The organism is Kytococcus aerolatus (genome assembly GCF_900187395.1).
Classification (GTDB): domain Bacteria; phylum Actinomycetota; class Actinomycetes; order Actinomycetales; family Dermatophilaceae; genus Kytococcus; species Kytococcus aerolatus.
Genome location: NZ_FYEZ01000001.1, coordinates 961,795 through 987,486 on the forward strand (window position 1 = coordinate 961,795; position 25,692 = coordinate 987,486).

24 protein-coding genes are annotated in these 25,692 nt (G+C 70.4%); 13 read left to right on the forward strand and 11 right to left on the reverse strand.

Annotated features, from left to right (window positions below):
• Positions 1-21: 21 nt before the first annotated feature.
• The 5 genes from CFT82_RS04470 to CFT82_RS04490 all read right to left on the reverse strand — a co-directional run bounded on the left by CFT82_RS04470 (position 22) and on the right by CFT82_RS04490 (position 4,709).
• Entirely contained in the window at positions 22-1,203 is a 1,182-nt protein-coding gene (locus tag CFT82_RS04470; RefSeq protein ID WP_143469484.1) for a vWA domain-containing protein, read from the reverse strand.
• Between the two features lie 261 nt (positions 1,204-1,464).
• Positions 1,465-2,718: a formamidase gene (gene fmdA, locus CFT82_RS04475; RefSeq protein ID WP_088817824.1), complete on the reverse strand. Its 1,254-nt coding sequence runs from the start codon at positions 2,716-2,718 to the stop codon at positions 1,465-1,467.
• A gap of 54 nt (positions 2,719-2,772) precedes the next feature.
• Positions 2,773-3,060, reverse strand: a complete 288-nt coding sequence (locus tag CFT82_RS04480; protein ID WP_088817825.1) for an FmdB family zinc ribbon protein — start codon at positions 3,058-3,060, stop codon at positions 2,773-2,775.
• A gap of 72 nt (positions 3,061-3,132) precedes the next feature.
• Positions 3,133-3,924, reverse strand: coding sequence for a putative hydro-lyase (locus CFT82_RS04485; protein ID WP_234994263.1), 792 nt, complete (start codon positions 3,922-3,924; stop codon positions 3,133-3,135).
• A gap of 65 nt (positions 3,925-3,989) precedes the next feature.
• On the reverse strand, positions 3,990-4,709 hold the full coding sequence (locus CFT82_RS04490; protein ID WP_088817827.1) for a GntR family transcriptional regulator: 720 nt from the start codon (positions 4,707-4,709) through the stop codon (positions 3,990-3,992).
• Between the two features lie 134 nt (positions 4,710-4,843).
• On the opposite strand from CFT82_RS04490, the gene CFT82_RS04495 reads away from it, so the two are divergent.
• The 5 genes from CFT82_RS04495 (at position 4,844) to CFT82_RS04515 (ending at position 8,932) form a co-directional block, all read left to right on the forward strand.
• The gene (locus CFT82_RS04495; protein WP_088817828.1) at positions 4,844-6,130 is read left to right on the forward strand and encodes an NRAMP family divalent metal transporter; all 1,287 of its coding nucleotides are present in this window, start codon (positions 4,844-4,846) and stop codon (positions 6,128-6,130) included.
• 56 nt (positions 6,131-6,186) lie between these two features.
• On the forward strand, positions 6,187-6,975 hold the full coding sequence (locus tag CFT82_RS04500) for a LamB/YcsF family protein (protein ID WP_088817829.1): 789 nt from the start codon (positions 6,187-6,189) through the stop codon (positions 6,973-6,975).
• Entirely contained in the window at positions 6,972-7,613 is a 642-nt protein-coding gene (locus CFT82_RS04505) for a 5-oxoprolinase subunit B family protein (protein WP_200815044.1), read from the forward strand. Before CFT82_RS04500 ends, CFT82_RS04505 begins: the two co-directional genes overlap by 4 nt.
• Complete coding sequence (locus tag CFT82_RS04510) at positions 7,610-8,452, forward strand: 5-oxoprolinase subunit C family protein (protein WP_088817830.1); 843 nt, start codon at positions 7,610-7,612, stop codon at positions 8,450-8,452. The genes CFT82_RS04505 and CFT82_RS04510 overlap by 4 nt, the downstream gene beginning before the upstream one ends.
• A gap of 75 nt (positions 8,453-8,527) precedes the next feature.
• On the forward strand, positions 8,528-8,932 hold the full coding sequence (locus tag CFT82_RS04515) for a hypothetical protein (protein ID WP_088817831.1): 405 nt from the start codon (positions 8,528-8,530) through the stop codon (positions 8,930-8,932).
• Between the two features lie 19 nt (positions 8,933-8,951).
• Here the strand turns inward: CFT82_RS04515 and CFT82_RS04520 are convergent, their stop codons facing one another.
• The 3 genes from CFT82_RS04520 to CFT82_RS04530 are packed head-to-tail and all read right to left on the reverse strand — an operon-like array spanning position 8,952 to position 9,937.
• The gene (locus tag CFT82_RS04520; RefSeq protein ID WP_088817832.1) at positions 8,952-9,212 is read right to left on the reverse strand and encodes a hypothetical protein; all 261 of its coding nucleotides are present in this window, start codon (positions 9,210-9,212) and stop codon (positions 8,952-8,954) included.
• Positions 9,213-9,269: 57 nt separating this feature from the next.
• Positions 9,270-9,665 carry a type II toxin-antitoxin system VapC family toxin gene (locus tag CFT82_RS04525; RefSeq protein ID WP_088817833.1) on the reverse strand — a complete coding sequence of 132 codons (396 nt, stop codon included), beginning with the start codon at positions 9,663-9,665 and terminating at the stop codon, positions 9,270-9,272.
• On the reverse strand, positions 9,662-9,937 hold the full coding sequence (locus CFT82_RS04530) for a type II toxin-antitoxin system VapB family antitoxin (RefSeq protein ID WP_088817834.1): 276 nt from the start codon (positions 9,935-9,937) through the stop codon (positions 9,662-9,664). Before CFT82_RS04530 ends, CFT82_RS04525 begins: the two co-directional genes overlap by 4 nt.
• A 119-nt stretch (positions 9,938-10,056) precedes the next feature.
• On the opposite strand from CFT82_RS04530, the gene CFT82_RS04535 reads away from it, so the two are divergent.
• Complete coding sequence (locus CFT82_RS04535; RefSeq protein WP_088817835.1) at positions 10,057-11,019, forward strand: acetamidase/formamidase family protein; 963 nt, start codon at positions 10,057-10,059, stop codon at positions 11,017-11,019.
• Between the two features lie 99 nt (positions 11,020-11,118).
• On the opposite strand, the gene CFT82_RS04540 is transcribed toward CFT82_RS04535, so the two are convergent.
• Both CFT82_RS04540 and CFT82_RS04545 read right to left on the reverse strand, forming a co-directional pair.
• Entirely contained in the window at positions 11,119-12,999 is a 1,881-nt protein-coding gene (locus CFT82_RS04540; protein ID WP_088817836.1) for a LamG-like jellyroll fold domain-containing protein, read from the reverse strand.
• 102 nt (positions 13,000-13,101) lie between these two features.
• Positions 13,102-13,992, reverse strand: coding sequence for a PI-PLC domain-containing protein (locus tag CFT82_RS04545; protein ID WP_088817837.1), 891 nt, complete (start codon positions 13,990-13,992; stop codon positions 13,102-13,104).
• A gap of 167 nt (positions 13,993-14,159) precedes the next feature.
• Between CFT82_RS04545 and CFT82_RS04550 the strand changes: the two genes are divergently transcribed.
• From CFT82_RS04550 to CFT82_RS04575, 6 genes are all read left to right on the forward strand, one after another.
• Positions 14,160-15,071, forward strand: coding sequence for a type IV toxin-antitoxin system AbiEi family antitoxin domain-containing protein (locus tag CFT82_RS04550; protein ID WP_088817838.1), 912 nt, complete (start codon positions 14,160-14,162; stop codon positions 15,069-15,071).
• Positions 15,068-16,000 carry a nucleotidyl transferase AbiEii/AbiGii toxin family protein gene (locus CFT82_RS04555; protein ID WP_088817839.1) on the forward strand — a complete coding sequence of 311 codons (933 nt, stop codon included), beginning with the start codon at positions 15,068-15,070 and terminating at the stop codon, positions 15,998-16,000. The genes CFT82_RS04550 and CFT82_RS04555 overlap by 4 nt, the downstream gene beginning before the upstream one ends.
• 195 nt (positions 16,001-16,195) lie before the next feature.
• Positions 16,196-18,130 (forward strand): type I restriction-modification system subunit M, encoded by a 1,935-nt coding sequence (locus tag CFT82_RS04560; protein WP_088817840.1) that lies wholly within the window; start codon positions 16,196-16,198, stop codon positions 18,128-18,130.
• 164 nt (positions 18,131-18,294) lie between these two features.
• Positions 18,295-19,377: a restriction endonuclease subunit S domain-containing protein gene (locus CFT82_RS04565; RefSeq protein ID WP_159461857.1), complete on the forward strand. Its 1,083-nt coding sequence runs from the start codon at positions 18,295-18,297 to the stop codon at positions 19,375-19,377.
• A gap of 4 nt (positions 19,378-19,381) precedes the next feature.
• Positions 19,382-22,408, forward strand: coding sequence for a type I restriction endonuclease subunit R (locus tag CFT82_RS04570; RefSeq protein ID WP_088817842.1), 3,027 nt, complete (start codon positions 19,382-19,384; stop codon positions 22,406-22,408).
• Between the two features lie 48 nt (positions 22,409-22,456).
• Positions 22,457-23,005: a hypothetical protein gene (locus tag CFT82_RS04575; protein ID WP_088817843.1), complete on the forward strand. Its 549-nt coding sequence runs from the start codon at positions 22,457-22,459 to the stop codon at positions 23,003-23,005.
• A 99-nt stretch (positions 23,006-23,104) separates the two neighbouring features.
• Here CFT82_RS04575 and CFT82_RS04580 read toward each other — a convergent pair whose 3' ends face one another.
• Entirely contained in the window at positions 23,105-23,716 is a 612-nt protein-coding gene (locus CFT82_RS04580; RefSeq protein ID WP_088817844.1) for a hypothetical protein, read from the reverse strand.
• A gap of 360 nt (positions 23,717-24,076) precedes the next feature.
• Here CFT82_RS04580 and CFT82_RS04585 point away from each other — a divergent pair, with 360 nt between their 5' ends.
• Positions 24,077-25,615 carry an HNH endonuclease signature motif containing protein gene (locus tag CFT82_RS04585; protein WP_234994264.1) on the forward strand — a complete coding sequence of 513 codons (1,539 nt, stop codon included), beginning with the start codon at positions 24,077-24,079 and terminating at the stop codon, positions 25,613-25,615.
• Positions 25,616-25,692 lie beyond the last annotated feature (77 nt).

A 25,692-nucleotide genomic window follows, 5' to 3' on the forward strand; every position in this document is an offset into this window, starting at 1 on the left:
GCCCCTGTGGGCTCGGTGAGCTCAGGTGCGGTTGCGAGCCACGCGACGGGCACCCAGGAGGGTGGCGCCAGCGACCAGCAGACCAGCACCGGCCAGCGGGGCCACGGAGTTCTCCTCAGCGGTCACACCGGTGTCGATGATGGGGTTCGGGCCGGGCTCGGGCTTGGGCTTGGGCTCCGGGGTGGGTTCGGGCTCCGGGGTCGGGGCCGGCTCGGTGCCGTCGCACTCGTCGCCCTCGACCGTGAAGGTGACCTCGTCGGTCACGGCGTTGCCGTCCTTGTAGGTGGCGGTGACCAGGGCGGTGTACTCACCCGGGCACAGCTCCTGCTCGTGGACGAAGTCGTTCAGGGTCCCGAGGGTCAGGTCGTAGGACTGACCGTCGAGCTCCAGCACCACGGAGTCCACGTCCACGCCGGGGCCGTCGGTGAGAGAGGCGGTCAGCTGGCTCGGGTCCTTGACCACGGTGCAGGTGCCACCGGTGGCCTGGGCAATCTTGCCGAGGTCCGTGCAGTCGGAGCTCTCGGTGATCGCGAAGGTGCGGAAGCTGGTGTCCGAGGCCTGCAGGTTGGCCAGGGTCTCGTCGGAGACCCAGCTCATGCCGTCGGAGAGCATGAAGACGTGGTCGGCCTTGTTGATGGTCTCGGCCACAGCGGCGTCGAAGTCCGTGCCACCACCGGCGTACTCCGGGGTGTAGAGCTCGACCTCACCGTTGGCAACCGAGCGGACCATCTTGTCGAACTGGAACTCGTTGCCGTCCTTCAGCGAGATCGGCGCCTTGGTGGAGCCGTCCTTGTACTTCGCGGTGGCGGCCTCGGAGCCGAAGATCGCCAGCGAGAGGTTCACGTTCGGGTTGGTGGCCCGCAGGCTCTTGGCCAGCGAGAGGGCACCGGCGATCTCGCAGTCGAGAACGTCGCCCTCGTTGTGGTCACCGTTGAGGTCGTCCTGGGCATCGGCCACACCATCACCGTTGCAGTCCATGCCGTTCGGGCTGTAGGTGGAGCCGGACACGTCGAGCATGATCGTCACGTCGTTGCCGCCGCCACCCTCCTGGCCGACGACGCCCTCGACGGAGACGGGGCTCTCGACGGTGGCGCCCTCCTCCGGGTTGGTGATGGTCACGGACTGGTCGGCGGTCGCGGCCACGGGCAGGGCCACGACGGACGCGGCCGCACCGGCCACGGCTGCGCGCAGGGACATACGCATGTGTCTCTCCTCAGGAAGAAGTGGTGAGCAGGGTGCGGGATCCACCCCGTGGGAGAACGTTTTCCCTTCCCCCGAAATCAACGTAGCAGAGATCACATCGCCCCCGACGCCTCTCCTGTCGGAACGCTTTTCCACACAAGATGATGATCCATCACCCCGAAGAAATGGGTGACGAGCCACCTTTGTTCGGACAGGAATGAGGGGCCGAGCCACCCGGCCCGGCCCCTCATTCCTGTCGACGTCGATCCGCGTCGATCCGCGTCAGTCCGTGCTGGCGCGCGGCGCCCCGATGCCGGGGTCGATCTGCGGCGGCTCACCCACACCGGGACGGATGTCGATGTCGAAGATCTCCGTGGGCAGGTACACCGTCGCGCAGGCGTTCGGGATGTCCACCACGCCGGAGAATCGGCCCTCAATCGGGGCCGCGCCGAGCAGCAGATAGGCCTGCTCGGGCGACCAGCCGAAGGTCGTCAGGTAGTCGATGGCGTGCAGGCAGGCCCGCTGGTAGGCGAGGTGCGAGTCCAGGTAGCGCTGCTCACCGTCGAGGGTCACCGAGGTGCCGGAGAAGCTCAGCCACTGGCTGTAGCGCGGCTCCACGTTGCCGGGCATGAAGATGGCGTTCTCGTGCACGCCGTACTTCTCCATCCCGCCGGGAATGATGTCGACGTGGAAGTCGATGAATCCACCCATCTCGATGCCACCGCAGAAGGTGATCTCACCGTCACCCTGGCTGAAGTGCAGGTCGCCGACGGAGAAGTTGGCCCCGTCCACGTACACCGGGTAGAAGACGCGCGTTCCCTTGGACAGGTTCTTGATGTCCTGGTTTCCACCGTTCTCGCGCGGCGGGGCGGTGCGCGCCGCCTCACCGGCGATGCGCTCCCGGTCGCCCTCCGGGACACCGCCGAGGATCGCGTCCTCCGGCTGCGGCGGCAGGGCCAGCGGCGGCACCCGCTCGGGGTCCGTGGCGATGAGCGCCGCCTCCCGGGTGTTCCACTTCCCGAGGAGCTCGGTCGAGGGGGCGGTTCCCATGAGGCCCGGGTGGATGATGCCGGTGAAGCTCACGCCGGGGACGTGGCGGGAGGTGGCGGTCTGGCCGGTGAAGTCCCAGACGGCCTTGTACGCGTCGGGGAACTGATCGGTGAGGAAGGAGCCGCCGTTCTTCTTCGCGAAGATGCCGGTGTAGCCCCACCCCTGGCCGGCCAGGGGGCCCTCCTCCTGCGGGATCGGGCCGACGTCGAGGATGTCCACGACCAGCAGGTCGCCCGGCTTGGCGCCCTCGATCCGGAACGGCCCGGAGAGGGTGTGGACCTTGTTCATCGGGGCATCACGGATGTCCTCGGCGGAGTCGTCGTTCTTCATGAAGCCGTCGAACCACTCGCGGCAGTCCACGCGGAAGGTGTCGCCGGGCTTCACGGTGACGACCGGCGGGATCTCCGGGTGCCAGCGGTTGTGGCCGAGCAGCTCTTGCTCGGTGAAGGACTTGGCGGAATCCAGCGGGAAGATGTTCTTCGGCATCACGGGCTCCTTCGGGGTGACCGCCCCGGGACCCTCCCGAGGCGGGGCTCGGGGTTACGGGCGCGGCAGCTTCGCGTGGCGCGGGTCGCGGCTCACCGGGGTGGGGCGCCGATTGCCGCTGGCCGGTATCGCGTCGACGACGCCCGGCTGGTGCGCGGTGGCCTGCGTGGATTCGATGAGGCGGGCCCGCGGATCGTTGCCGCGGCCGATGCGGGGGCTGGAGATGCGGCGGCGGGCGGCGGTTCCGCACTCGGGGCAGGCGACGGGGTCGTCGGCCTGTGCGAGCGGGATGTTCACCTCGGTGTCGTGCTGCGCCTCGCAGCGGATCTCGTACAGCGGCACCGGCGGCCTCCGTCCAGGGGGGGTGGGTAGAGCTCGACCGTAGGGCCGGCGAGGCGGCGGCGCAAGGGTGGGTCACGCCAGAGGCCTTCCCGGCCGTCGCCCCTCCTCGACGTCCGTGATGAACATGTGCCCGGGGGCGTGGGTGATGGCCCACGGCGGCCGGCTCTCCTCCAGGACGGCCTGCGGCGTGACTCCACAGGGCCAGAAGACCGGCAGGTCCCCCTCGTGGAGGTCCGTCGCCTCCCCGTAGTCGGGCGCGGCCAGGTCCTGGACACCGATCCGCTCGGGGTGGCCCACGTGCACCGGCGCCCCGTGAGCCAGTGGCACCCCCGCGCTCACCTGGACCGCTGTGGCCACGAGCTCGGCCGGGATCGGCCGCATCGAGACCACCAACGGCCCCCTCAGCCGGCCCGCGGGCTCCAGCTCGTGGGAGGTGCGGTACATGGCGACGTTGCGCCCCTGCTCGATGTTCCGCACGGGCACCCCGGCGGCAAGGAGTGCGCGCTCGAAGCCGAAGCTGCACCCCAGGAGGAAGGCCACGGCATCCTCCCGCCAGTGCTCGGTGGCGTCGTCGACCTCCTCGACGAGCTCTCCCTCCCGCCAGATCCGGTACCGGGGGAGATCGGTGCGAAGGTCGGCGTCCGGCGCCCAGGGCGTCGTGACGCGCCCGGGCTCGGTGACGTCCAGCAACGGCATCGGTGCGGGGTTGCGCTGAGCCAGCAGGAGCATGTCGAAGGCCCACCCCGCAGGGAGGACGACCATGTTGGCCTGCGTCGCCCCGGGCACCAGTCCACTGGTGGGACGGCAGGCGCCGGCGCGGAAGCGCGCCCGCACCTCCTGCGCAGCAGCGGAGACGGGAGACACGGCCTGAGGTTCCATCGACCCAGCCTGCCCCAGATGATCCGGGGCGGCCAGCCCCGACCACGGGCTCAGCCGCGACGAGCGGCCAGGATCCCTCCGACGACATCCTCCTCCGCGGTCGCGAGATACCCCCGGAGCTCCCGGGCGCTGGCCGCGAAGTCCCCGGCCGCCAGCAGCGGCACCAAGGAGGCGTTGCGGGGCACGAAGTCGGCGTGCAGGCGCTCGGGCACCTCGTGGCTGCGGAAGGCGAGTCGGGCTCGCGCCAGCAGACGCTCGCCCCACTCCGTCAGGGTCGGCACCCCAGGCATCGCGATGAGGGCGCGGTGGAACTCCGTGTTGAGATCGCCGACCGCCCGGAAGTCGCCCTCGTGGACGGCCTTCTGCGCCCGAAGGACCAGACCTTCGAGCCGGTCCACCTCCTCCACGGGCGCCAACCCACCCCTCGCCCGCAGCTCCGCCTCCCGGAGCGCCCCGCACTCGACCGCTCGACGAGCGGCGTAGAGGTCGCGCACGTCCTCCACGGAGGGTGAGTGCACGAAGACCCCCCGGTGGGGACGGTGGACGAGGAGACCCTCTGAGGCAAGCACCCGGAATCCCTCACGGAGGGTGTTCCGGGAGACCCCGAAGCGTTCCGCGAGAGCCACCTCCACGAGCTGCTCGCCGGGGGCGAGATCCCCACCGGCCACGAGCGCCCGGAGGCGCGAGGCGCACCCCTCCGCTCCGGTCGCCACCTTCCCGACCAGGGGGCCGGCTGGCGCCTCGGCGGGGACAACCGACGCGTCTGTCATGGGGACATTGTGCGCCAGTGGCCCACGTCACAGGTTCATCACGATCCGCACGACCCTCTCCACAGATTGTTCAACAATCCTTAGCCTCGCCCCATGCGGCATCGACGCCGCGCCGCCTTCTCCCTGGAGGAACCATGACGACCCCGACCCCCGACGCCTCGGGTGCCACCGTGGCGCCGACCGCCCCCGGCACCCCCCACGGCGATGCCGGCGAGGACCTCCCCCGGAAGGCCCGGGCATCGCGCGCGACCCTGCTGGGCGCCATGTTCCTCATGGCCACGAGCTCGATCGGCCCGGGCTTCATCACGCAGACCACCCAGTTCACCGTCCAGCTCGGCGCGGCCTTCGCCTTCGCCATCCTTGTCTCGGTGCTCATCGACATCGCCCTCCAGCTCAACGTGTGGCGGGTCATCGGCGTGTCCGGGCGCCGCGCTCAGGAGCTCGCCAACGAGGTCCTGCCCGGCCTCGGATGGCTGCTGGCGGCGCTGCTCCTCGTCGGTGGCGTCGTGTTCAACATCGGCAACGTGGCCGGCACCGGCATCGGAACCGAGGCCCTCATGGGCCTGGACCCCAAGATCGGTGCCGGGTTGTCCGCCCTGCTCGCCATCAGCATCTTCGTCAGCCGCTGGGCCGGCATGGCCCTGGACCGGGCGGTGGTGGTCCTCGGGGCCCTCATGATCGCGCTCACGACCTACGTGATGTTCGTGTCGAACCCCCCTGTGGGCAGCGCCCTGAAGAACACCGTGGCCCCCGAGGTCGTCGACTCGCTGGCCATCACCACGCTGGTCGGGGGCACCATCGGCGGCTACATCATCTACGCCGGCGCCCATCGACTGGTGGACGCCGGGACGACCGGGCCGGAGTCCGTGAAGGACATCAGCCGGACCTCGATCATCGCAATCCTCGTGACCTCCCTGATGCGGGTGCTGCTCTTCCTGGCGATCCTCGGCGTGGTCGCCGGTGGCGCTGAGCTCGCGGGCACCTCCCAGGCCGCCGCCGCCTTCCAGTCCGCGGCCGGCGAGGTCGGCCTGCGCCTCTTCGGCGCGGTCTTCTGGGCCGCCGCCATCAGCTCGGTGGTGGGCTGCTCGTACACGACGATCTCGTTCCTCACGTCGTCCACGAAGACCCCGGCGCGCACGCGCAACCTCCTTACCGGCGGCTTCATCCTGCTGAGCGCGATCCTCTACCTCGTGCTCGGGAAGGCCCCCACGACGCTGCTGGTGTTCGCCGGGGCCTTCAACGGCATCCTGCTCCCGCTGGGCATCGGTGTGATGCTGTGGATCGGCTGGACCCGACGCGATCTCCTGCACGGGTACGAGTACCCGCGGTGGCTCCTGGTCATCGGCACCCTCGCCTGGCTGGTCACGCTGTACCTGGCCGTGGTCTCCGTCCAGCCACTCATCGACCTCATGACGAGCTGACGCACCTGCACCACGCGGAGACCACCGCCCCCGACCTCAACCCCGACGGAGGAGACATGCACTCGATCGACCTCAACGCCGACCTCGGCGAAGGGCTCGGCCCCTGGCTGATGGGGGACGACGAAGCCCTCCTGGAAGTCGTGAGCAGCGCCAACGTGGCCACCGGATTCCACGCCGGGGACCCGTCGATCATGCGCCGCACCTGCCGTCAGGCCGCACAGCGCGGGGTGGCGATCGGAGCCCACGTCGCCTACCGGGACCTGCACGGGTTCGGCCGCCGGGCGATGGACATCGCACCGGAGGAGCTCGCGGCGGACGTCCTCTACCAGGTCTCCGCCCTGGAGGGCATCGCCCGGGCCGAAGGTGCCGAGGTGGCGTACTGCAAGCCGCACGGGGCCCTGTACAACACCATCGCCCGGGACGAGGGGCAGGCCCAGGCCACTGCGGAGGCCCTCGCGGCCTTCCGGCCGGGCCTGAGGGTGCTCGGGCTACCGGCCACCCCCTGGCAGGCCGCGGCGGAGGCCGCCGGCCTGCGCTTCGTGGCCGAGGCCTTCGCCGACCGCGCCTACACCCCGGAGGGTCTGCTGGTCTCCCGGCAGCAGCCGGGGTCGGTGCTCCACGACGTCGAGTTGATCACCGCCCGCTGCGTGGCCATGGCCACCGGACAGCCCGTGGCCGACGTCGAGGGCGGGCAGATCACCCTGAGCCCCGGTTCGATCTGCGTGCACGGAGACACCCCGGGCGCGGTGGAGATCGCCCGTTCGGTGAGGGGAGCGCTCGAGGAGAACGGCATCACCGTGGAGCCGTTCTCCAGCCCCGCGTCCGCGGCCGGCACCGCTTCGTGAGCCCGCGCCTGCTGCGGTCCGGTTCCCGCGCGGTGCTCGTCGAGGTGGAGGGCCTCGAGGCCGTCCGGGCCCTGCACCGCCACCTGCGCGGCGCCCTGGAGGCGGACGAGCTGCCGGGGGTGATCGACCTGGTGCCCGCCAGTCGGACGCTCCTGGTGGTCTTCGACCACGAGGAGGCCCTCGCCGGGGCGCGCGGCCGGCTCGAGGAGCTCGCGACCCAGGAGCACAGCCGGGCGGACGACCACGGCGAGCTCGAGGTGGTCACGGTCCCGGCGGTGTTCGACGGTGAGGACCTCCGGGACGTCGCCGACCACTACGGCCTCAGCCCCGAGGCGCTCGTCGAGCGCGTCACCAGCGAGGAGTGGAGCGTCGCCTTCGCCGGGTTCGCCCCGGGCTTCGGCTACTGCACCGGTGGCGAGCACGTGTGGGACACCCCGCGCCGCAGCGAGCCCCGCACCCGGGTACCCGCGGGCTCGGTCGCCCTGGCCGGCGAGTACGCCGCGGTCTACCCGCAGGACTCTCCCGGCGGGTGGCAGCTCATCGGACACACCGACCTGGAGCTGTTCGACCCTGACCGTCAGCCCCCGGCGCTGTTCCGCGCCGGGGTGAGAATCCGCTTCGAGGAGGTCTCCCGGTGAGCCTGCGCGTCCACGCCACGGGTCCGCTCACGACCGTCCAGGATCTCGGCCGCCCCGGGAACGCCGACATCGGGGTGGGCCGCTCCGGGGCGGCCGACCGGGCTGCCGCCCGGCTGGCGAACCGCCTGGTGGGCAACGAGCCGCACGCCGCGGTCCTCGAGGTGACCCTCGGAGGCCTGGAGGTTGAGCCGACCCGAGACGTGGTCGTCGCCGTCACGGGCGCTCCGTGCCCCGGGGTACCGATGGAGAGCACCACCGAGTGGCGGGCCGGCGAGCGCCTCGCGCTCGGCACCCCGAAGGTCGGCCTGCGGACCTACCTGGCCGTGCGCGGTGGTGTCGACGTGGCCCCGGTGCTGGGTTCACGCAGCACCGACCTCCTGGCGCGCCTGGGGCCGCCCGTGGTCGAGGCGGGCACGGAGCTGCCCCTCGGGGCCGACCGCTCCGCCGGCCCGTACGGTGCGGACTTCGCCCCGCACCGGTCGTTCCCCGACGGCCCGGTGCGACTCCCCGTCCTGCGCGGCCCGCGAGACGATTTCGTCGGAGACGCCGGCTGGAAGGCCTTCCTGGCCCGTCCCTGGACCGCCTCGAGCCGGAGCAACCGAGTAGGTCTGCGCCTCGAGGGCGAGGCCCTGAAGAGGGTCGACATCTCAGAACTGCCCAGTGAGGGCATGGCACGCGGGGCGATTCAGGTGCCCCCCAGCGGTGAGCCGGTGGTGTTCCTGGCGGACCACCCGCTCACGGGCGGTTACCCCGTCATCGGGTACGTGGACGACGACGCGGTGGACCTGGCGGCCCAGGTCCGTCCCGGACAGGGCGTCCGCTTCGTCGAGCGAGGCTGAGCCTCGGCCCCCCCGGGGGGGCAGCCCCGGTCCCTCACCAGCTCTCCTGCCCGGACCGCCTGGCAGGATGCCCGCATGCAGACGATCACCAAGGTGGCGAACTGGCTTTCGCCGGAGTCGGACATCTACCGGGCGACCGTGGCCGACCCGGACCTCCCGTGGTGGCAGTACCGGCGGCGGGCCGCGCAGGACGGGCTGCAGAAGGCGGCTCGGCGCACCGGCCTGTGGGTCGGCGGGCGCGTCACCGTGGATGCCGAGGCGGTGAGCTTCGGGCCGAACGCCGTGAACGAGGCGATGCACCGGATCCCGACGCACTGGCGGGTGCCGTTCGGCGCCATCCAGCGGGTGGCGGTGCGCTTCGGCCTGGTCTCCCGCATCATCGACCTGCACACCGCCCGCGGTGTGGTGACCTTCCGCTGCTACGGGGCGCGGGCGCTGGCGCAGGAGATCGCGGCTCGCGCCGGCGCGCCGATGGGCTGACCGGGCGGGGCGGGGCCGCTCAGTAGCCGCCACCGCGCCGGCGGGGGCCACGCAGCAGGCGCACCCCGAGCCACACGAGAAGAACCCCCAGGCCCAGCAGCAGGAAGGCCACGAGCCCCCCGGCCCGGTAGGCCGTGTTGCCCGCCCACGCCGCAGCGTCGAAGAGATTGGGCCCGCCCGCCACATCCGGGTTGCCCACCCGGCCCAGCTGCAGCAGGCAGTTCACCAGGATCCACAGCGCACCAACGGCCACCAGCAAGCCCCCTGCAGCCTTCTTCATCGCGCCCACGCCCCTCGCTCCGCCTCGGCCTCGTGCTGCCACCCTGGCCAGCGCTGCTCAGTACGCGGCGGCCACCAGATCGGTGTGCGTGAAGTCATCGCCGACGAAGAGCAGGGGCTCCCCGGACTCGGCGGCCAGGGCGTAGGAGTAGCAGTCCCCCAGGTTGAGGCGCGCCGGTGAGCCGGTGCCCTGCCCGAAGTCCCGGTAGGCCTCCCGGGCCAGGAGGGCGTGCTCGACGGTGAGCGGGACGACCTCCACGCCCAGCACGTGCAGAAGCTCGTCGAACCGGCGGCGCGTGGCCGGGGAGGAGCGTCGGTCGACCACCACCGCGCACTCCACGTAGGTGGCGGCCGACATCCGCACCACCGGAGCGGCCACCAGGGCCTCGAGCAGTCGCTGGGCGGGACCCTCCCCCTCGAGGACCGCCACGAGGGCCGAGCTGTCGACGATCACCGCGGCAGCCCGTCGGCGTCGTAGAGCTCGACCAGGCCCTCGGCGAGAGAGCCCTCCCCCTGCTCGATGCCGCACCGGATCTGCTCGACCAGCAGCGTGGCGCGGGCGAGTCGGTCGCCACGCTCACCCGCGCCCGCATCGGCCTCGGCGCCATGACGCTCCAGGAACTCCTCGAGCGCCCTCTCCAGCGCGCCGGTCTGCGTCGTCCCCTGCAGCTCCGCCGCCTGCCGGGCCAGCTGGTGCACCCGCTCGTTCTTGATGTTCAGCGCCATGCATACACCTTACACCGTGGGCTTTACACCATGGCACCTCCGGAATGGGGTCAGGCGCCGACCCGTCGACCCACCCGACTGGGCCATGATGAGGGGCCATCACCACCCCAGGAGGACGCATGACCACCCACCTCATCCCCCAGGAGACCGGCGCGCCCGGCATCTCCGCCGAGCGCGAGCCGCGACTCACCGTCACCCCCGGTGCCGGGGACCGCATCACCTTCGAGACCAGCGACGCCGCCTACGCCCAGATGGACGAGGTCCGGGACCTGTCGAAGGTCACCGAGCCGCTCAACCCCGTCACCGGGCCCGTGCTCGTCGAGGGCGCCGAGCCGGGCGACGTGCTGGCGGTGACCATCCACGACATCGAGCTCGGCGAGCACGGCTGGTCGGTCTACATCCCCGGAGCCGGCGCGCTGGCCGGGCCCATGGGGGACGAGTGGTTCGTCCGCCGGGTGCCTCTGGCCGACGGTCGCGCCCAGGTGGCCGATGGGGTGAGCGTGCCGATGGCGCCGATGATCGGCTGCATCGGCGTGGCCCGCCCCGGGGGCGAGATGTCCACGGTCATGCCCTCCTACCCCACCGGCGGGAACATGGACCTCACCGATGCCGCCGTGGGCAGCACCGTGTACCTACCGGTGCAGGTGGCAGGCGCGCTGCTCTACATCGGCGACCTGCACGCGGTGATGAGCCGGGGCGAGTCCTCGTTCGTGGCCATCGAGGCGGCGGGGCGGGCGACCGTCTCGGTGGACCTGGTCAAGGCCGCCGACGTGGTGGTGCCGCTGACGGCCGCTCGCGTGGACACCGGGAACGAGCTGGTCTGCGTGGGGCTCGGCGACCCGGTGCAGGACTCGGTCATCCAGGCCTATGAGGCCCTCTTCGCCGTGCTCACCCAGGAGCACGGGTACTCGAAGGACGACGCCTACGCCCTCATGAGCGCCGTGGCGCACACCGAGCTCGGCGGGCCGACCGGCTCGCAGGACCCCGACCCCGTGCACCCCTTCCGCAGCGTCGGGGCCGTGACCCTGGCGCGGATCAGCACCGAGTACCTGCGCGGCGGGGCGAAGCACCCCGGGGCGTGACAGGGGGGCGTTGGCCGGCGGCGTGGGCTGAGTGGCAGTCATGACGAGGGGGCTGGGCCACGCGGCCCAGCCCCCTCTCACGCGCGGTCGGCGCCCCCCTCAGCGCTGGTTCATGAACTCCCGTGGGCTCAGAGCACGCCCGACGATGCGAACGTCACCCAGCGTCGTCCGGGTCACGGCGTCGAGCACGCCGTCCCACTCGTAGCCGCCCACGAGCCAGCGACGGTCGAGGGTGCGCAGCCCACGGTTGCGGGTGTGCGGGTTGCGGGCGACGGGGCAGCCCTCGACGTACATCGTCGTGTGCTTGCGGTCGTTGACCACGGCCACGTGCCACCAGCGGTCGGTGCGCAGCTCGTGGCCCCAGTTCGTCAGCCCCTCGCGCTGGGAGATCGGGTAGGAGACGAACTGCAGCTGGCGCTCCCCGGAAAGGTTCAGCGAGACCACGGGCTCCTCGGCGTCGCCCCCGGTGCCGCCGGCCTCGCCGGCGCTCCCCTGGCGGGAGAGCAGCGAGGTCCAGGCGTCCCGGTCGGACCAGTCCTGCGGCATCCGGAAGAACGCCTCGATGGTGTAGCCGCGCTCGAGCTCGTCGTCGTTGAGCGGGGCCCCGGCCACGGTCCGCAGGTAGTCCCCGGCGTCCTTGACCGCACCACCGAAGGCCAGGCTGGCGTGGCCGGGCTGCCCGGGGTGGAACTCGCCGACGACCTCCACACGACGGCCGTTGCTCACCACCTCCAGGTGGTTCCCGTGGCCGGAGAGGTCCTCGATGCGGGCGGCCCGGTCCAGCGCACCCGTGGGCAGCTGGTCCCACCGCCAGTAGGCGAGGGTGTCGCGCACCAGCACCGCCTCGGCCGGGCGGGGCTGCGGGGTGGGCTCCGGCGCGAAGCCCGCGAAGCGCTCGGCGAAGTCGATCTCGACGCTGAAGCGGTCCGCATCAGAGGTGAGGGTGAGCTCCTCCCGGGCCAGGGCGCAGTCGGCGGCCTCGTTCGTCTCCAGCCAGGGCACGACGGTCTCGACGTCGATCACACCGCGGGCCAGGTCGAAGCGGTACAGGCGCAGGGCAGCGGCACCGCCGTAGTAGAGCTGCTGGTAGTTCGCCAGGTGCAGGTGGGTCTCGTGGCCAGCGTCGTTGGTCATGACCGTGCGACCGGTGGGCCAGAAGTGGCCGTTGATGCTCAGGAAGACGTGGTCGTGGCGGCGGATCAGCCGGTCCCAGACGTCCTGGCCGTAGTCGGAGAGGTGGCCCACGCCGTCACCGTGGTCGGCGTGGATGACGTCGTGGGTGGTGAGGATGGTGGGCAGGTGGCGGTGGCGGGTGAGAACCGTGTCGGCCCAGGCGAAGCCGGCCTCGGAGAGGCGCCAGTCCAGGGCCAGCACCATCCACTCGCGGCCGGCGGCGGTGAAGGCGTGGGCGGTGTTGTAGCCGTCGGGGCTCACCGCCAGCACGCCCGGCTCGCGGGTGGAGCGGCCGAAGTGCTGCAGGTAGGGGGTGCGGCCGCGCTGGTCGGTGGTCGAGGAGTCGACGTCGTGGTTGCCGGTGAGCGTCGAGAAGGGGATGCGGGCGCGGCGGACGATGGACCACGCGTCGTCGAAGGCGCCCATCTCGTGGGGCAGGCCGCTCTCGGTGAGGTCACCGAGCTGAGCGAGGAACGCCAGGTTGAGCTCGTCCCGGTGGCGGCGGAGGTACTTCAGCGAGGCCACGAGCGGCTCGGCGACGATCGAGTCGTCGTCGAAGAGGTACTGGGTGTCGGGCAGGACGGCGAGGGTGAACTGGAGGTCGGGCGAGGCGTGGGGGCCGCGCCGGCCGGGCTTGCCGTGGCCCTGGGGCCCGTGGCCCTCGGACGCGGCGGCGGGGTGGGCGCCGGCCAGCGCGGGTGCGGCGAGCAGGCCGCTCAGGGCGGCGGTGGACCCACCGGTGAGGAGGGCGCGGCGGGAGGGGGCGGTGGCGGACGTCTGGGCAGGCGGCTGCGAGGGGGTGGTCATGGGCCGGAACGTAGGAGGTTTCCGTGACCGTGGGATGGCGGGTGGGTGAACGCGCGGATGACGAGCGGATGACGAGGGGCCGGGGCCCGCCCGCCACGCCGCTCAGCCGCGGTCGTGCTGGAGCAGCCAGGCCCGGAGCTCGGCGAGGTGGTCGGTGTTGATCGCGTCCACCCCCGCGGCGAGCAGCTCGGCCCAGACGTTCTCCCGCAGCCAGATCGTGTCCGGCGTGGCCCAGAAGCGCACCTGCTGCCCACGGGCGTGGGCCTCCGCGACTAGGGCGTGGAGGCGGTCCCGCTGGGTGGCCGGCATCGGGCCGATGCCCACCCAGGAGAAGTGGGAGGACCAGCTGGCCGAGACCAGGGGCAGGTCGGCGGCGGTGGCACCGTCCGGCAGCGGGGTGCCCAGACGACCGTCGGAGGCGGTCCAGCGAATCGGTGCGTCGAGCACTTGGTTGGCCTGCTGGCCGGAGAGCACCAGGGTCACCGCACCGGGCCGCTCGGTGCCGTTGCGCCAGGAGGTGAAGGTGCGGCCGTAGGTGGGCAGGAGCTCCTCGAGGAGGGCACGGGCCTCGGCACCACCGGACTTCACGTCCACCAGCAGGCGCACCGGACGGGCGTGACCGGGGTACACCCAGCCGCCGTTCGCCTCCGCGATGCGGGCCAGCGGGTCGAGGTAGAGCTCGCGCAGGGTGCGGGACGGGTCGGGCCAGGCGTGGCCGATGAGGAGCTCGTCGCCCTCGAGCCAGACGTCGGCCTCGACGGAGGTGAACCCGTGGGAGAGCGCGTCGAGCAGCGGACGGGCGTGCTCGTAGTCGTTGTGGGCGTGGGCACGCCAGAGCGGGGTGATGCCCGTGGCGGGCGTGGTGGCCCGGGTGTTTGCGGCGCGAGGGCCGGCGACAGCCCCGACGTCGGGCAGGAGGGTCAGGGCGGAGGCGAACGCACCACCGGCCAGCAGGGTGCGACGGGTCACGAAGGCGGAGTGCACGGAGGACATGCAGGCACCCGAACACAGGCGAGTGACGCAGGGGTGAACGGCATGGTGGTGAGGCCCCACACCCGGCAGTTCCACAAAGTCAGGCGTCGTCGCTGCGAGAGTCCTGTTGCCCGAAGCCCGCTGACTAAATATCATGTGGGTGTCATTTAGTCAGCAGGGGAGGTGCCATGAAGGCCCATGACGCCTTGACGACCTTGGTGGAACTCGGCACCGAGCAGGACGGCCTGGTCACGACCGCCCGGGCCCGCGAGTTCGGCGTGACCCCCGTGGACCTGAAGCGCCTCACGGACACGGGACACGTGACCCGCCTTCGTCGAGGGGTGTACGCCCTGCCCTCCGCCCCCCCAGGCCCCCTGCAGGAGCTCCGGGCAGCCTGGCTGGAGGCCAGCGGCCGGGACCGCTCGGGGGCCGAGCCGCCGGACACGGTCGTGAGCCATGTGTCCGCCGCCGCAATGCACAGCCTGGGCGATCTGATCCCCCAGAAACACGAGTTCACCTCGCCACGACGGCGCCAGACCATCCACCCGGACGTGACCTTCCACCGGTCCGGCCTGTCCCCGGCGGAGTGCACGATGGTGAATGGCTTGCCGGTCACGACTGTTGCCCGGACCCTGGAGGATCTCGCGGCCACCACGACTGACTTCGACCACTTCTCCGCGATGGTCAAGGACGCCTTCTCCGCTCCGGGGGTGAGCTTCGGGGCCCTTCTTCGCACCCTCGATCGCTGCGCCCCGCACTTCGGCCTGGAGGACCACAGCGAGCTCATGACCGAAGCGTTCGAGCGCGCCGGGACACCCCCCGAGCTGGAGGCACTCGAGAAGGTCGTACGGCAGGCCGTTCAGCCCATTGCCCGCCGGGCGGCCGAGCATCTCGCGCCCCTGACCGCTGCACTGAAGAACTCGGCGCTCACCGCACAACGCTGGGACCGAGCCCTTGCCCCCACACTTGTCGGGCTGAACTCGAGCCTGGCTGACGAGCGTCTTCAGCGCAGCCTCCAGAAACTCGCCGCGGACATCACGGCCGCCGAGGCCACGGCAGCACTCGATGACCAAGAGTCCGAGAAGGAGACCCCTCGGTGAACCCCCGCCGCCCCCAGACACCGCAGGCCAGGGCCCGTCAGCTCACTGACCGGCTGCGCCAGGAGGCGCGCGGCCGTGGTCTGCCCGTCGATCGCCTGCGCAAACAGTTCGTCTTCGCCCTCCTGTTCAAGCGTCTCTTCGCTGACAACCAGGACGAGTGGCTGCTTCTGGGTGGGAACGCCCTGCTGGTCCGCATCGGCGGAGGCCGCCTCACGCAGGACATCGACCTCGCACATGCATCACAGAGCGGTGATCCCCACGCGCTCCTGGAGGATCTGCGCGCCAAGGCCGCCACCGACAACGGTGACGGGTTCAATTTCGAGTTGCTCGACATCACCACCCACGACCGCGTCGATGAGTACGGATACGGCACCCGGGCCCACAAGATCCGTGCACGCGCCATGCTGGGCGGCACCCTGTTCGAGCCCTTCTCCATCGACGTGACCCAGCGCCGCCATGTCGAGGGACCGGTTGATCGGGTGCGCCCCACCCCTGTCATCGATGACCCGGCGCTCGACGACCTGCCCGCCATCCCCGTGGCCCCGATCGAGAACCACATGGCCGACAAGGTCTGTGGGATGTACGAGCGCCACAAGCGCGACACACCCTCCACCCGCTGGCGCGACCTGGCGGATCTCGTGCGCGTCACCACCGCCCTGAAGATCGACGCAGGGCGTCTCCACCGGATGCTGGCGCACGAGGCCGAACGACGTCGCCTCTCCCTGCCGTCGGCCATGGTCTCCCCAGGGCCTCGCTGGGCAGGTGAGTACCCGCGGAACGCCAAGACCTTCGAGGAGTTCCCGGAGGAGTTTTACGCCCTCAACGCCTCGCTGGCTGCGGCAGGGCGGTGCTTGGACCCCGTGCTCGATGGCACCCGCACCAGGGGCACGTGGGACCCTGCTCGCCAGCGATGGGAGGACCCCGCGTGAGCGACCTGAAGCTCTTCCGCATCGAGGGCGGCCGGCCACGCACTGGGCGTTGGACCTGACCCAGCTGGCCACGGCACCCCTTGCTTGGCTGGTTCCGGTCCTAGCCCTGGTCTTCGACGCCGGTTTATCTAGGCGTCCCCACTGACACACCCACCCACCGCGCTACCGTGACTCCCCGGACTACAGAGGAGACACATGGCCCCGCAAGGCTTCGAGGACAAGGTCGCCTTCGTCTGGCGCATCGCCGACCGCCTGCGCGGCACCTTCAAGCAGCACGAGTACGGCTCGGTGATGCTGCCACTGCTGGTGCTGCGCCGCATGGATGCCGCTCTGGCGGAGACGAAGGACGCCGTCCTGGCGCAGGCCGAGGGCTGGGACACGATCGGCCCGGGGCAGGACAAGCTCCTCAAGCGCACGGCGGGCCGCCCGTTCTACAACACCTCGAAGCACACGTTTGCCACGCTGCTGAACGACGCCCCGAACCTGCGGGACAACCTGGCCGACTACATCGCCCGGCTCTCCCCGGAGGCCGGCCGGGTCATCGAGGCGTACAACTTCGACCCGAAGATCGAGCGGATGGACCGCGACGACATCCTCTACGGGGTGATGGCCGACTTCGCGGACCTGGACCTGCGCACCTCGGTGGTCTCCAACGAGGCCATGGGCTACATCTTCGAGGAGCTGCTGCGGAAGTTCTCCGAGATGTCCAACGAGACCGCCGGTGAGCACTACACGCCGCGCGAGGTCATCACGCTCATGGTGGAGCTGCTGCTGACGGGCAGGGCGCACACCGAGCTGATGGAGAACCCGCGCCCGGTCCGCACCGTCTACGACCCGGCGGCGGGCACGGGCGGCATGCTGGTGGGTGCACTGGACCGCATCACCGCGCTGAACGGCCACGCGACGGTCACCGTGAGCGGCCAGGAGCTGAACGACGAGACCTGGGCCATCGCCCAGTCCGACCTGATGATGCTGGAGATCCCGCCGGAGCGGATGCAGCGTGGCAACTCGCTGACGCAGGACGCCTTCCCCACCGAGCGCTTTGACTTCATGCTCGCCAACCCGCCCTATGGCGTGGACTGGAAGAAGTACGCCCAGCCCATCAAGGACGAGGCGGAGAACCTCGGCATGAGCGGCCGCTTCGGCGCCGGGTTGCCACGCGTCTCGGACGGTTCCTTCCTGTTCCTGCAGCACATGCTGAGCAAGATGAAGCCGGGCGGCTCGCGCATCGGCATCGTGCTCTCGGGATCACCGTTGTTCTCCGGGCAGGCGGGCAGTGGTGAGTCGGAGATCCGCCGGTGGATCCTGGAGAACGACTGGCTGGAGGGCATCGTGGCCCTGCCGGACCAGATGTTCTACAACACGGGCATCAGCACCTACGTGTGGATCCTGACGAACGCCAAGGACGAGGCGAGCCGCGGCAGGGTCCGCCTGGTCGACGCCCGGGAGATGGGCACGAAGATGCGCAAGTCGCTGGGTGACAAGCGCAAGGAGTTGCGCCCGGAGGCCATCGAGGAGATCGCGCAGTTGTACGGCGCCCCGTTCGACGAGTTCGCCGAGGACGCGCGCGTGCGGGTGATGGACCGCAACGACTTCGGCTACCAGCGCCTGACCGTGGAGCGCCCGATGCGGCGCCGCTGGGAGATCACCCCGGAGCTCGCCGAGGCGTACGAGGGGTTGGACGACCTGGTGGGTCAGCGCTTCGAGACCGAGAAGGCCCTGGCCGCCGCCCTGCCGGAGATGGACACCAAGGCCCGCAGGGCCGTGTTGAAGGCCGCCTCGCTCCACGACGAGGACGCGCCGGTCATCATGAAGAAGGGCGAGCCCGCCCCGGACCCGGACCTGCGCGACCACGAGAACATCCCCCTGCCCGACGGGTGGCTGGACCTGCCCGAGGGCAAGCGGTACTCCGCCCTGGAGGAGGCGGCCGAGAACCACCTGCACGAGGAGATCCACCCGTACGTGCCCGAGGCCTGGCTGGACTACAGCAAGACCAAGGTGGGCTTCGAGATCCCCTTCACCCGCCAGTTCTACGTGTACGAGCCGCCCCGCCCGGTGGAGGAGATCGCCGCCGAGATCAAGGAGCTCGAGCGGCAGATCCAGGAGTGGATGAAGGGACTGGGGCTGTGAGCGGCTGGCTGGCTCAGCTGCCTCCTTCGTGGCTTGTCATCCAGCCGCGCTCACACTTCCGTGAGCGCCGCGAAACCTCCAGACCTAACGACGAACACCTCACCCCATCGCAGCACCATGGGGTTCTGACCCAACGCGACTACATGGCACGCACGGGCTCCCGCGTGGTCCTCAACCTCAGCGGCGCTGACAAGATGAAGCATGTCGAACCTGGGGACTTTATCGCTCACTTGCGCAGCTTTCAGGGTGGACTCGAAACATCACAAATCCACGGGAAGGTGAGCACTGCCTACACGGTTATGCGCGCACTCGACGGCGCACAGTCCCACTACTTCCGCTGGGTCTTCAAGTCACGCGCGTTCATTGGCGAACTAGCCTCCACGACACAACAACTCAGGGATGGCCAGACTGTCCGCTTTGAGGACATTTGCTCACTGCGACTCCCACTGCCGCCAGAGCCTGAGCAGCGGCGCATCGCGGACTTCCTCGACGACCGCGTGGCCCGCATCGACAACATCATCGCCGCCCGCCAGCGGCAGGCCGCCTTGGCCAGCACCATGCCGTGGCGGAAGTTCGATGAAGCAATCAAGGAAACAGACCTCCCGCAGGCACCATTTCGCCGCTTCATCCGCTTCATCTCTGACGGACCCTTCGGCAGCGCCTTCTCCAGCGCAGACTACACCGACAATGGGGCAGCGGTCATCCGGCTAGGAAATATCGGATTCGCCAAGTTTCACGGAGAGGACGTCGCACGCATACCTTCCCACATCTACTCACAGTTTCCCCGCTGCCAAGTCCAGCCGGGTGAACTGCTGATCGCAAGCCTCGGCGACGAGAATAACCATGCGGGGCGGGCCTGCATCGCACCCACAGGGCTCGGCCCAGCCATGGTCAAGGGAAAATGCTATCGCGCAATCACCAACAGCAACATCGCAACGGCAGAATTTGTGCAGATTTGCCTGAGCTCTGGGACCGGTCGAGCAGCCCTGGCAAAGGCAGGAACTGGCGCCACCCGGAACATGGTGAATCTTGACCGCCTACAGAGTACGCGCCTCCCGCTGCCCCCACTCGAACAACAACGCGATTTCGCAGAAAACTTCCGAGAGCATGAGCGGGACACCGGGCGACTCACTCAATCCCTCACCCGATTCATCAAACTCCTCACCGAGTACAAGCAGTCCCTCATCACCGCTGCCGTCACCGGGCAGCTGGACGTGACCACCGCAAGCACCCGCATCCCGGAGTGACGCCATGGCAAACCACCGCGAGCTGCCCTTCGAGGCCAATGTCGAGCACCACCTGCTGAACAACGGCTGGTCCCGCCTCGACCCCGCCAGATACGACCGGGCGCTCGGCCTCTTCCCCGACGAGGTCGCCGCCTGGCTGGCTGAGAGCCAGCCCAAGGAGTGGAAGCAGCTCGTCACCCGCCACGGCGGGGAGGCCCTGGCCGGGCAGAAGGTGGCCCTCGCCCTGAAGGACGCCCTCGACCACCGCGGCACCCTCAGCCTCCTGCGCGACGGGCTGAAGAACCAAGGCGTCACCATCGCTCTGGCCACCTTCCGCCCCGCCAGTCGCCTCAGTGAGACCACCGCCCGGCGCTACGCCGCCAACCGCCTGGCCATCGTCCGCCAACTCCACCACTCCGAGAGCCGCCCCTCCGACTCGGTGGACGTGACCCTGGTGCTCAACGGCATCCCCGTCGCCACCGCCGAGCTGAAGAACCCCTTCACCGGGCAGACCGTGGAGAACGCCAAGGCCCAGTACCGCGAGGCCCGGAACCCGCACGACCTCATCTTCGCCTCCCGCGCCCTCGTGCACTTCGCCGTCGACCAGCACCACGTGGCCATGACCACGAAGCTCGCTGGCCCCGAGACCCGCTTCCTGCCCTTCGACCAGGGCAGCAACGGCCCCGGCCACCCCGGCACCGCCGGCAACCCGCCCTCCGGCGGCTACCAGACCGCCTACCTGTGGGAGGAGGTCTGGCAACGCGACGCCTGGCTGGAGCTCCTCGGATCCTTCATCCAGCAGCGCAAGGCCAAGGACGGCGGCTGGGAGGTGCTCTTCCCCCGGTACCACCAGTGGCACGCCGTCCGCACCATCCTCGAGGCCACCGCCCGCGACGGGGCGGGCGTGGACCGGCTCATCCAGCACTCCGCGGGATCGGGCAAGTCCAACACCATCGCCTGGTCCGCCCATCTGCTCTCCCGCCTCCACGGGGCCGATGACCGGCCGGTCTTCGACAAGGTCGTGGTGCTCACCGACCGCCGCGTGCTCGACCGGCAGCTCCAGCAGACCGTCGCCGGACTGGAGCACACCGAGGGCACCGTCGTGCGGATCGACAAGAACTCCAAGCAACTCAAGGAGGCTCTGGAGGGCAACGCGGCCCGCATCATCATCACCACCCTCCAGAAGTTCCCCGTGGTCGCCGAGCTGGCCAAGGAGCAGGCCCGGGAGGAGGGCACCGCGGGCGAGGTGAAGGGGCAGCGCTTCGCGATCATCGTGGACGAGGCCCACTCCTCCACCGGCGGCAACGCCACCAAGAAGGTCAAGGAGGTGCTCCACGGAGCCAGCGAGGAGGAGCGCCTCGCCGCCGCCGAGCGGGCGGAGGCCACCGACGGCAACGCCACCACCGCCGACGAGGACCTCGTGCTGCACAGCGCCGAGACCCGCGGCCAGCAGCAGAACCTCTCCTTCTTCGCCTTCACCGCCACCCCCAAGCCGAAGACGCTCGACCTCTTCGGCCAGCTCGACGAGCACGGCGTCAAGCGGCCCTTCCACACGTACTCGATGCGGCAGGCCATCGCCGAGGGGTTCATCCACGACGTGCTGGCCAACTACACGACCTACGGCGTCTACTACCGGCTGGTGAACACCGCCCTGCAGGACCCGGAGCTCGACTCGAAGAAGGGGCGGGTCGCGCTGGCCCGGCACGCCTCCCTGCACCCCCACATGATGGAGGGCAAGGCCGAGGTCATCGTCGAGCACTTCCGCACCAAGACCGCCCACAAGATCGGCGGGCGGGCCAAGGCCATGGTGGTCACCCGCTCCCGGCCCCACGCCGTGCGCACCTACCAGGCCATCCAGCGCTACATCGAGGCCAAGGGGTACGACCGCGGTCCGAACCCGCTGCGCACCCTCGTCGCCTTCTCCGGGGCCGTCACCGACCCCGACGACGAGACGATCGCCTACACCGAGGGCGGCCTCAACGGCTTCCCCGAGAGCGAGCTGCCCCAGCGCTTCGAGGAGGAGGGCCACCTGCTCGTGGTGGCCGAGAAGTACCAGACCGGGTTCGACCAGCCCCTGCTGCACACCATGTACGTGGACAAGACCCTCACCGGGGTGAACGCCGTGCAGACCCTCAGCCGGCTCAACCGGACCACCCCCGGCAAGGAGGACACCTTCGTCCTGGACTTCGCCAACACCCCCGAGCAGATCCAGGCCGCCTTCGAGCCCTTCTACGAGGAGAGCCTCGCCCGGCCCACCGACCCCCAGGTGCTCACCACCATGGAGCACGAGCTCATGACCGCCGGGGTGCTCGTCGTGGACGACATGGAACGCACCGTGGAGCTGCTGCTCGGCGGCGACGGGAGCGACCAGCCGGAGATCTACCACCTCGTCGGGCTCGCCCGGGGGCGGTGGGACATGCTCCACGAGCGGGACGAGGACGCCGCCGAGGAGTTCCGCGGACGGCTCGACGCCTTCTGCCGGGCGTACACCTTCATCGCGCAGGTGCTGCCCTGGGCCGACCGGGAGCAGGAGCGGCTGTACCTGTTCGGGAAGCTGCTGCTGGCCGACCTGCCCGCCCAGGAGGGCGATCCCATGCCGCAGATCAGCAAGTCCGTGCAGCTCAGCCACCTGCGGATCGCAGCGCGCACCGAGGGGGCCATCGAGCTGGAGGGCACCGACGAGCCCGGCGAGGCGCTGCCCGGCCAGGGCAAGGGCGGGCAGTCCGAGCCCGTGGAGGACCGGCTCTCGGCGCTCATCGCGGTGATGAACGAGAAGTTCGGGATGGACCTCGGTGAGGCGGACAAGGTCTGGTTCGAGCAGCAGACCACCGTCTTCCGCGAGGACGTGGACATGCGCGACGTGGCCCTGCACAACGACCGGTCGGCCTACACGCTGGTGGTGGACGACCGGGTGGAGGACATGCTGCTCGACCGCGACCAGGCCAACACGCGCCTGTTCAACAAGTTCTTCGAGAACAGCGAGTTCCGGCGGATGATGGTCGAGCACATCGTCAGCGCGACGTACGACGAGATCCGGCGCAGCGCGGGGTAGGCGAGGTTGTCGGTGGAGGCTGGTGGGTTCCTCCCTGAGGAGGAACCCATGGACACACCCACTGTGATCAGTGCACTCACCCCACTTGCCAGCGTCGGCATCGCGCTCACCTCAGGTGTCATGCGACGTCGCCCTTGGGCCCCGGAACACCTGGAGGACATCGCCGCCGACTTGGCTCGCGAACTCGAACGGATTTCTTTGTGCCCCCTCGCGGCCCACTTGACTCACCGCGAACGCCGCGTCCATCAAGTGGAAGAGCAAGCAGTCAGCCGTTGGCTGTACGCGGACCTCTTCAGCCGAGGTGAAGAGCCTGGCCGACGCCTCGCGGCCGCCATTCAGTGGGCAGGCATCTCCATCGCATGCAGTGTGATCGGGCTCAGCATTGCTGTCGCCATGCAGGCCCCCGCCAGCCGAATCCTGATGGCTGCTGCCTTCATAGCAGTCTCGTTCAGCGCTCTCAACTGGACCGTCGGGACCTATCAGCTCCTGCGCGCAGGCTGCGATGCAAGCCGCCGTGCTGCGTACCGATCATCCCTTGAGTCCCTTCTGGAGCGCTACGGATACGGGCCCCATGGAGAATCCATCCGCCCTGAGTGAGGGAAGAACAGAGGATCCGTGCGCTGGAACAGAACGACCTGAGAGCCCCGGGGAAGGGCGGGACACCTTCCCCACCGCGCCCGAACGTCCCACCCTCCCTCACCCCCGCACCGGCTGACGCGACCACACGGTGACCCCGCGGCCGACCGCCTGCACCACCGCGTCAGCCGCGCCGGAGGGCACCGCGAAGCAGGCCGGGTCACGGTCCGCCCCGCTGCCCATGTCCATGTGCAGCACGGGCACCTCGTGCTCCCACGCGGCCGCGAGCGCCTTGCGCACCAGCCGCCCCGGCCCGAGGAACCACGCCCCGGCGCCCGGCCCGTAGTCCACCGTGAGCAGGTGGCGCGCGCCGCCGTAGGTCCAGGTCATGGGTTCGAAACACCACCCGGGCTCGCCGTCGACCCCGTACGGATAGCCGCCCAGGTACGCGAACACGTGGTACACGCGCGTGCTGACGCAGACCACCACGTCGACCGGGTCCACGTCGCTCCCCAACTCGAGCTCCAGAGCCTCGATCTGCAGCCGCCCTCGCGTGAGGTCGGGCGCCATCCGCGGGGTCCACCCGATACCCGCCTGACGCAGGACGGTACCCGCCGCGGAGAGCCCGGCGTGCGACCCGAGTAGGTGGAAGGTGCGGTCGTCCTGCTCCAGCAGGAACACCGAGGTCTTCATCGGGCGCAGCCAGGGGGTGAACACGTCCACGGAGGTCATGGCGGCAGCATGGCGGCGACCCCCGACAGCATCCGCGCGTCGGACCCCGGGAGGCGGCAGGTGCCTGTGGGTCGTTCCCTGAGACTCTCCACTCATCCACATGTTCTAGTTTCATCCTTGCTTTTTGGGAACTTGTGTACTAATCTGAGTGCATCGACCGCGGGGAGGTGGTCGACCGATCACCGAGGGGTGGGTATGGACGATCTCGCGAACGGCGCGGCAGCACCGGTATCGCCCGGACCACTGCCCGCGAGTGCGTACGGGGCGCGTCACGTCACCCCGACGCCTGCCCCCTCCCCTGATCCGCGGGCGACGGCGCGCGAGGCGTTCGCCCGAGCCCACGAGGCGGCGGACGCACTGATGCACGCCGTGGCCGACCTGGGAGGCGCGGCCGAGTCGCTCACCGCAGGTGATCTCGACTGGCTCGTGCAGCAGGCACAGACGCTGGCCAACCGGCACGACCGGGTGCGTGTGCGCGCGCTCGACGTGGTCCGCCAGGCCCGCGAGGCGGGACGGGCCCGTCACGACGACGATGCGCAGTACACCGCCGGACGGACGCGCACGGACGTGCGCCAGATGGGCCGAGACGCCGGACTGGCCGAGCGCCTCGGCAACCACCAACCGGCACTGGCGGCACCCGGGGGCACAGGGGCGGGCACCGCCGGCTCCAGCACTGACGCACCGGGTGCCACCGCGGCCCCGCAGCAGACCCCCGCGGCCCAGGCGTGGGACGAGGGCGCGATCACCCGGGCACACGCCCTGGTGATCACCGGGGCGCTGGACGACCTGCCCGAGGAGCTCTCGGCCGAGCAGCGGCTGGAAGCCGAGCGGATCCTCGTGGCCAAGGCCGGGCGCATGAAGCCGGCCGCACTCCGGCGGGAGGCCCGGCGCATCCTGCACGACCTGGGCTTCTCCGAGCGGGAGGCCGACGCCCACCACAACGAGCTGGTGCGGAGCGAGGAGGACGCTGCTTGGGCGGCCGCGCGGTTCTGGATGACCGACCGGGGCGACGGCACCGTGCACGGCCAGTTCACCCTGCCCGTGCTCCAGGGTCGGATGCTGGCCAAGGCGCTGCAGGCCATGACCTCACCGCGGCACCTTGCGCACAAGCAGCGGGCAGCCCAGCAGACCGCAGGCACGGGCACGGGCACGGGCACGGCCGATTCGGGCACGGGCATGCCGGGCGCGGGCGCGCAGGGCACCACGACCGCACCGGGCGGCTCGTGGAAGGACCACCAGTTCGACTGGGCGCACGAGCGGGGCAAGGCGCTGGCCGAGCTCATCGACCACCTGCCCACCGACCAGCTCGGCTCCAAGGTGAACGCGATCCTCCTCGTGACCACGGACCTCGAGACGCTCCGCGGTGAGACCGATCGAGCCGGCGTCACCGACACCGGGGACGAGATCTCCGCCGGGCAGGTCCGCCGACTCGCCTCCAACGCCGGCATCATCCCGGTGGTGATGGGCGGCGACTCCCTCCCGCTGGACCTCGGCCGGCAGGAGCGCTTCTTCACCCAGGCCCAGCGAACAGCGCTGGCCACCCGGTACACGAGCTGCGCCGAGGAGCACTGCGACCGACCGTTCTCCTGGTGCGAGATCCACCACGACATCCCATGGGCTCCCGTTCGGGGGCCGGGTGGTCGGATCCTCGACCCCGGCGGAGGAAGAACCGACCTGGCCAACGCGATCCCGCTGTGCGGACGACATCACCGACGGCTCAGCGACCCCGAGGTCACCCACACCACCGAACGGCAGGACGACGGCACCGCCGTGGTGCGCTTCCACCGACGCGGCGAGCCCGAGCCGACTCGGAGGCCGGCAGGTGCCCCAGGAGAGAGGCCCCGGCAGCCTGGGAGATCTCAGCAGGCACGGGAGGCAACCCCCGGAAGCATTCAGTGACCCAGGTCACGGTTCGGACACAACTTCCCTCGTGGGCCCCCCGCCCGCCGGGGAGCGGCTGAGGATGAGCAGCGACC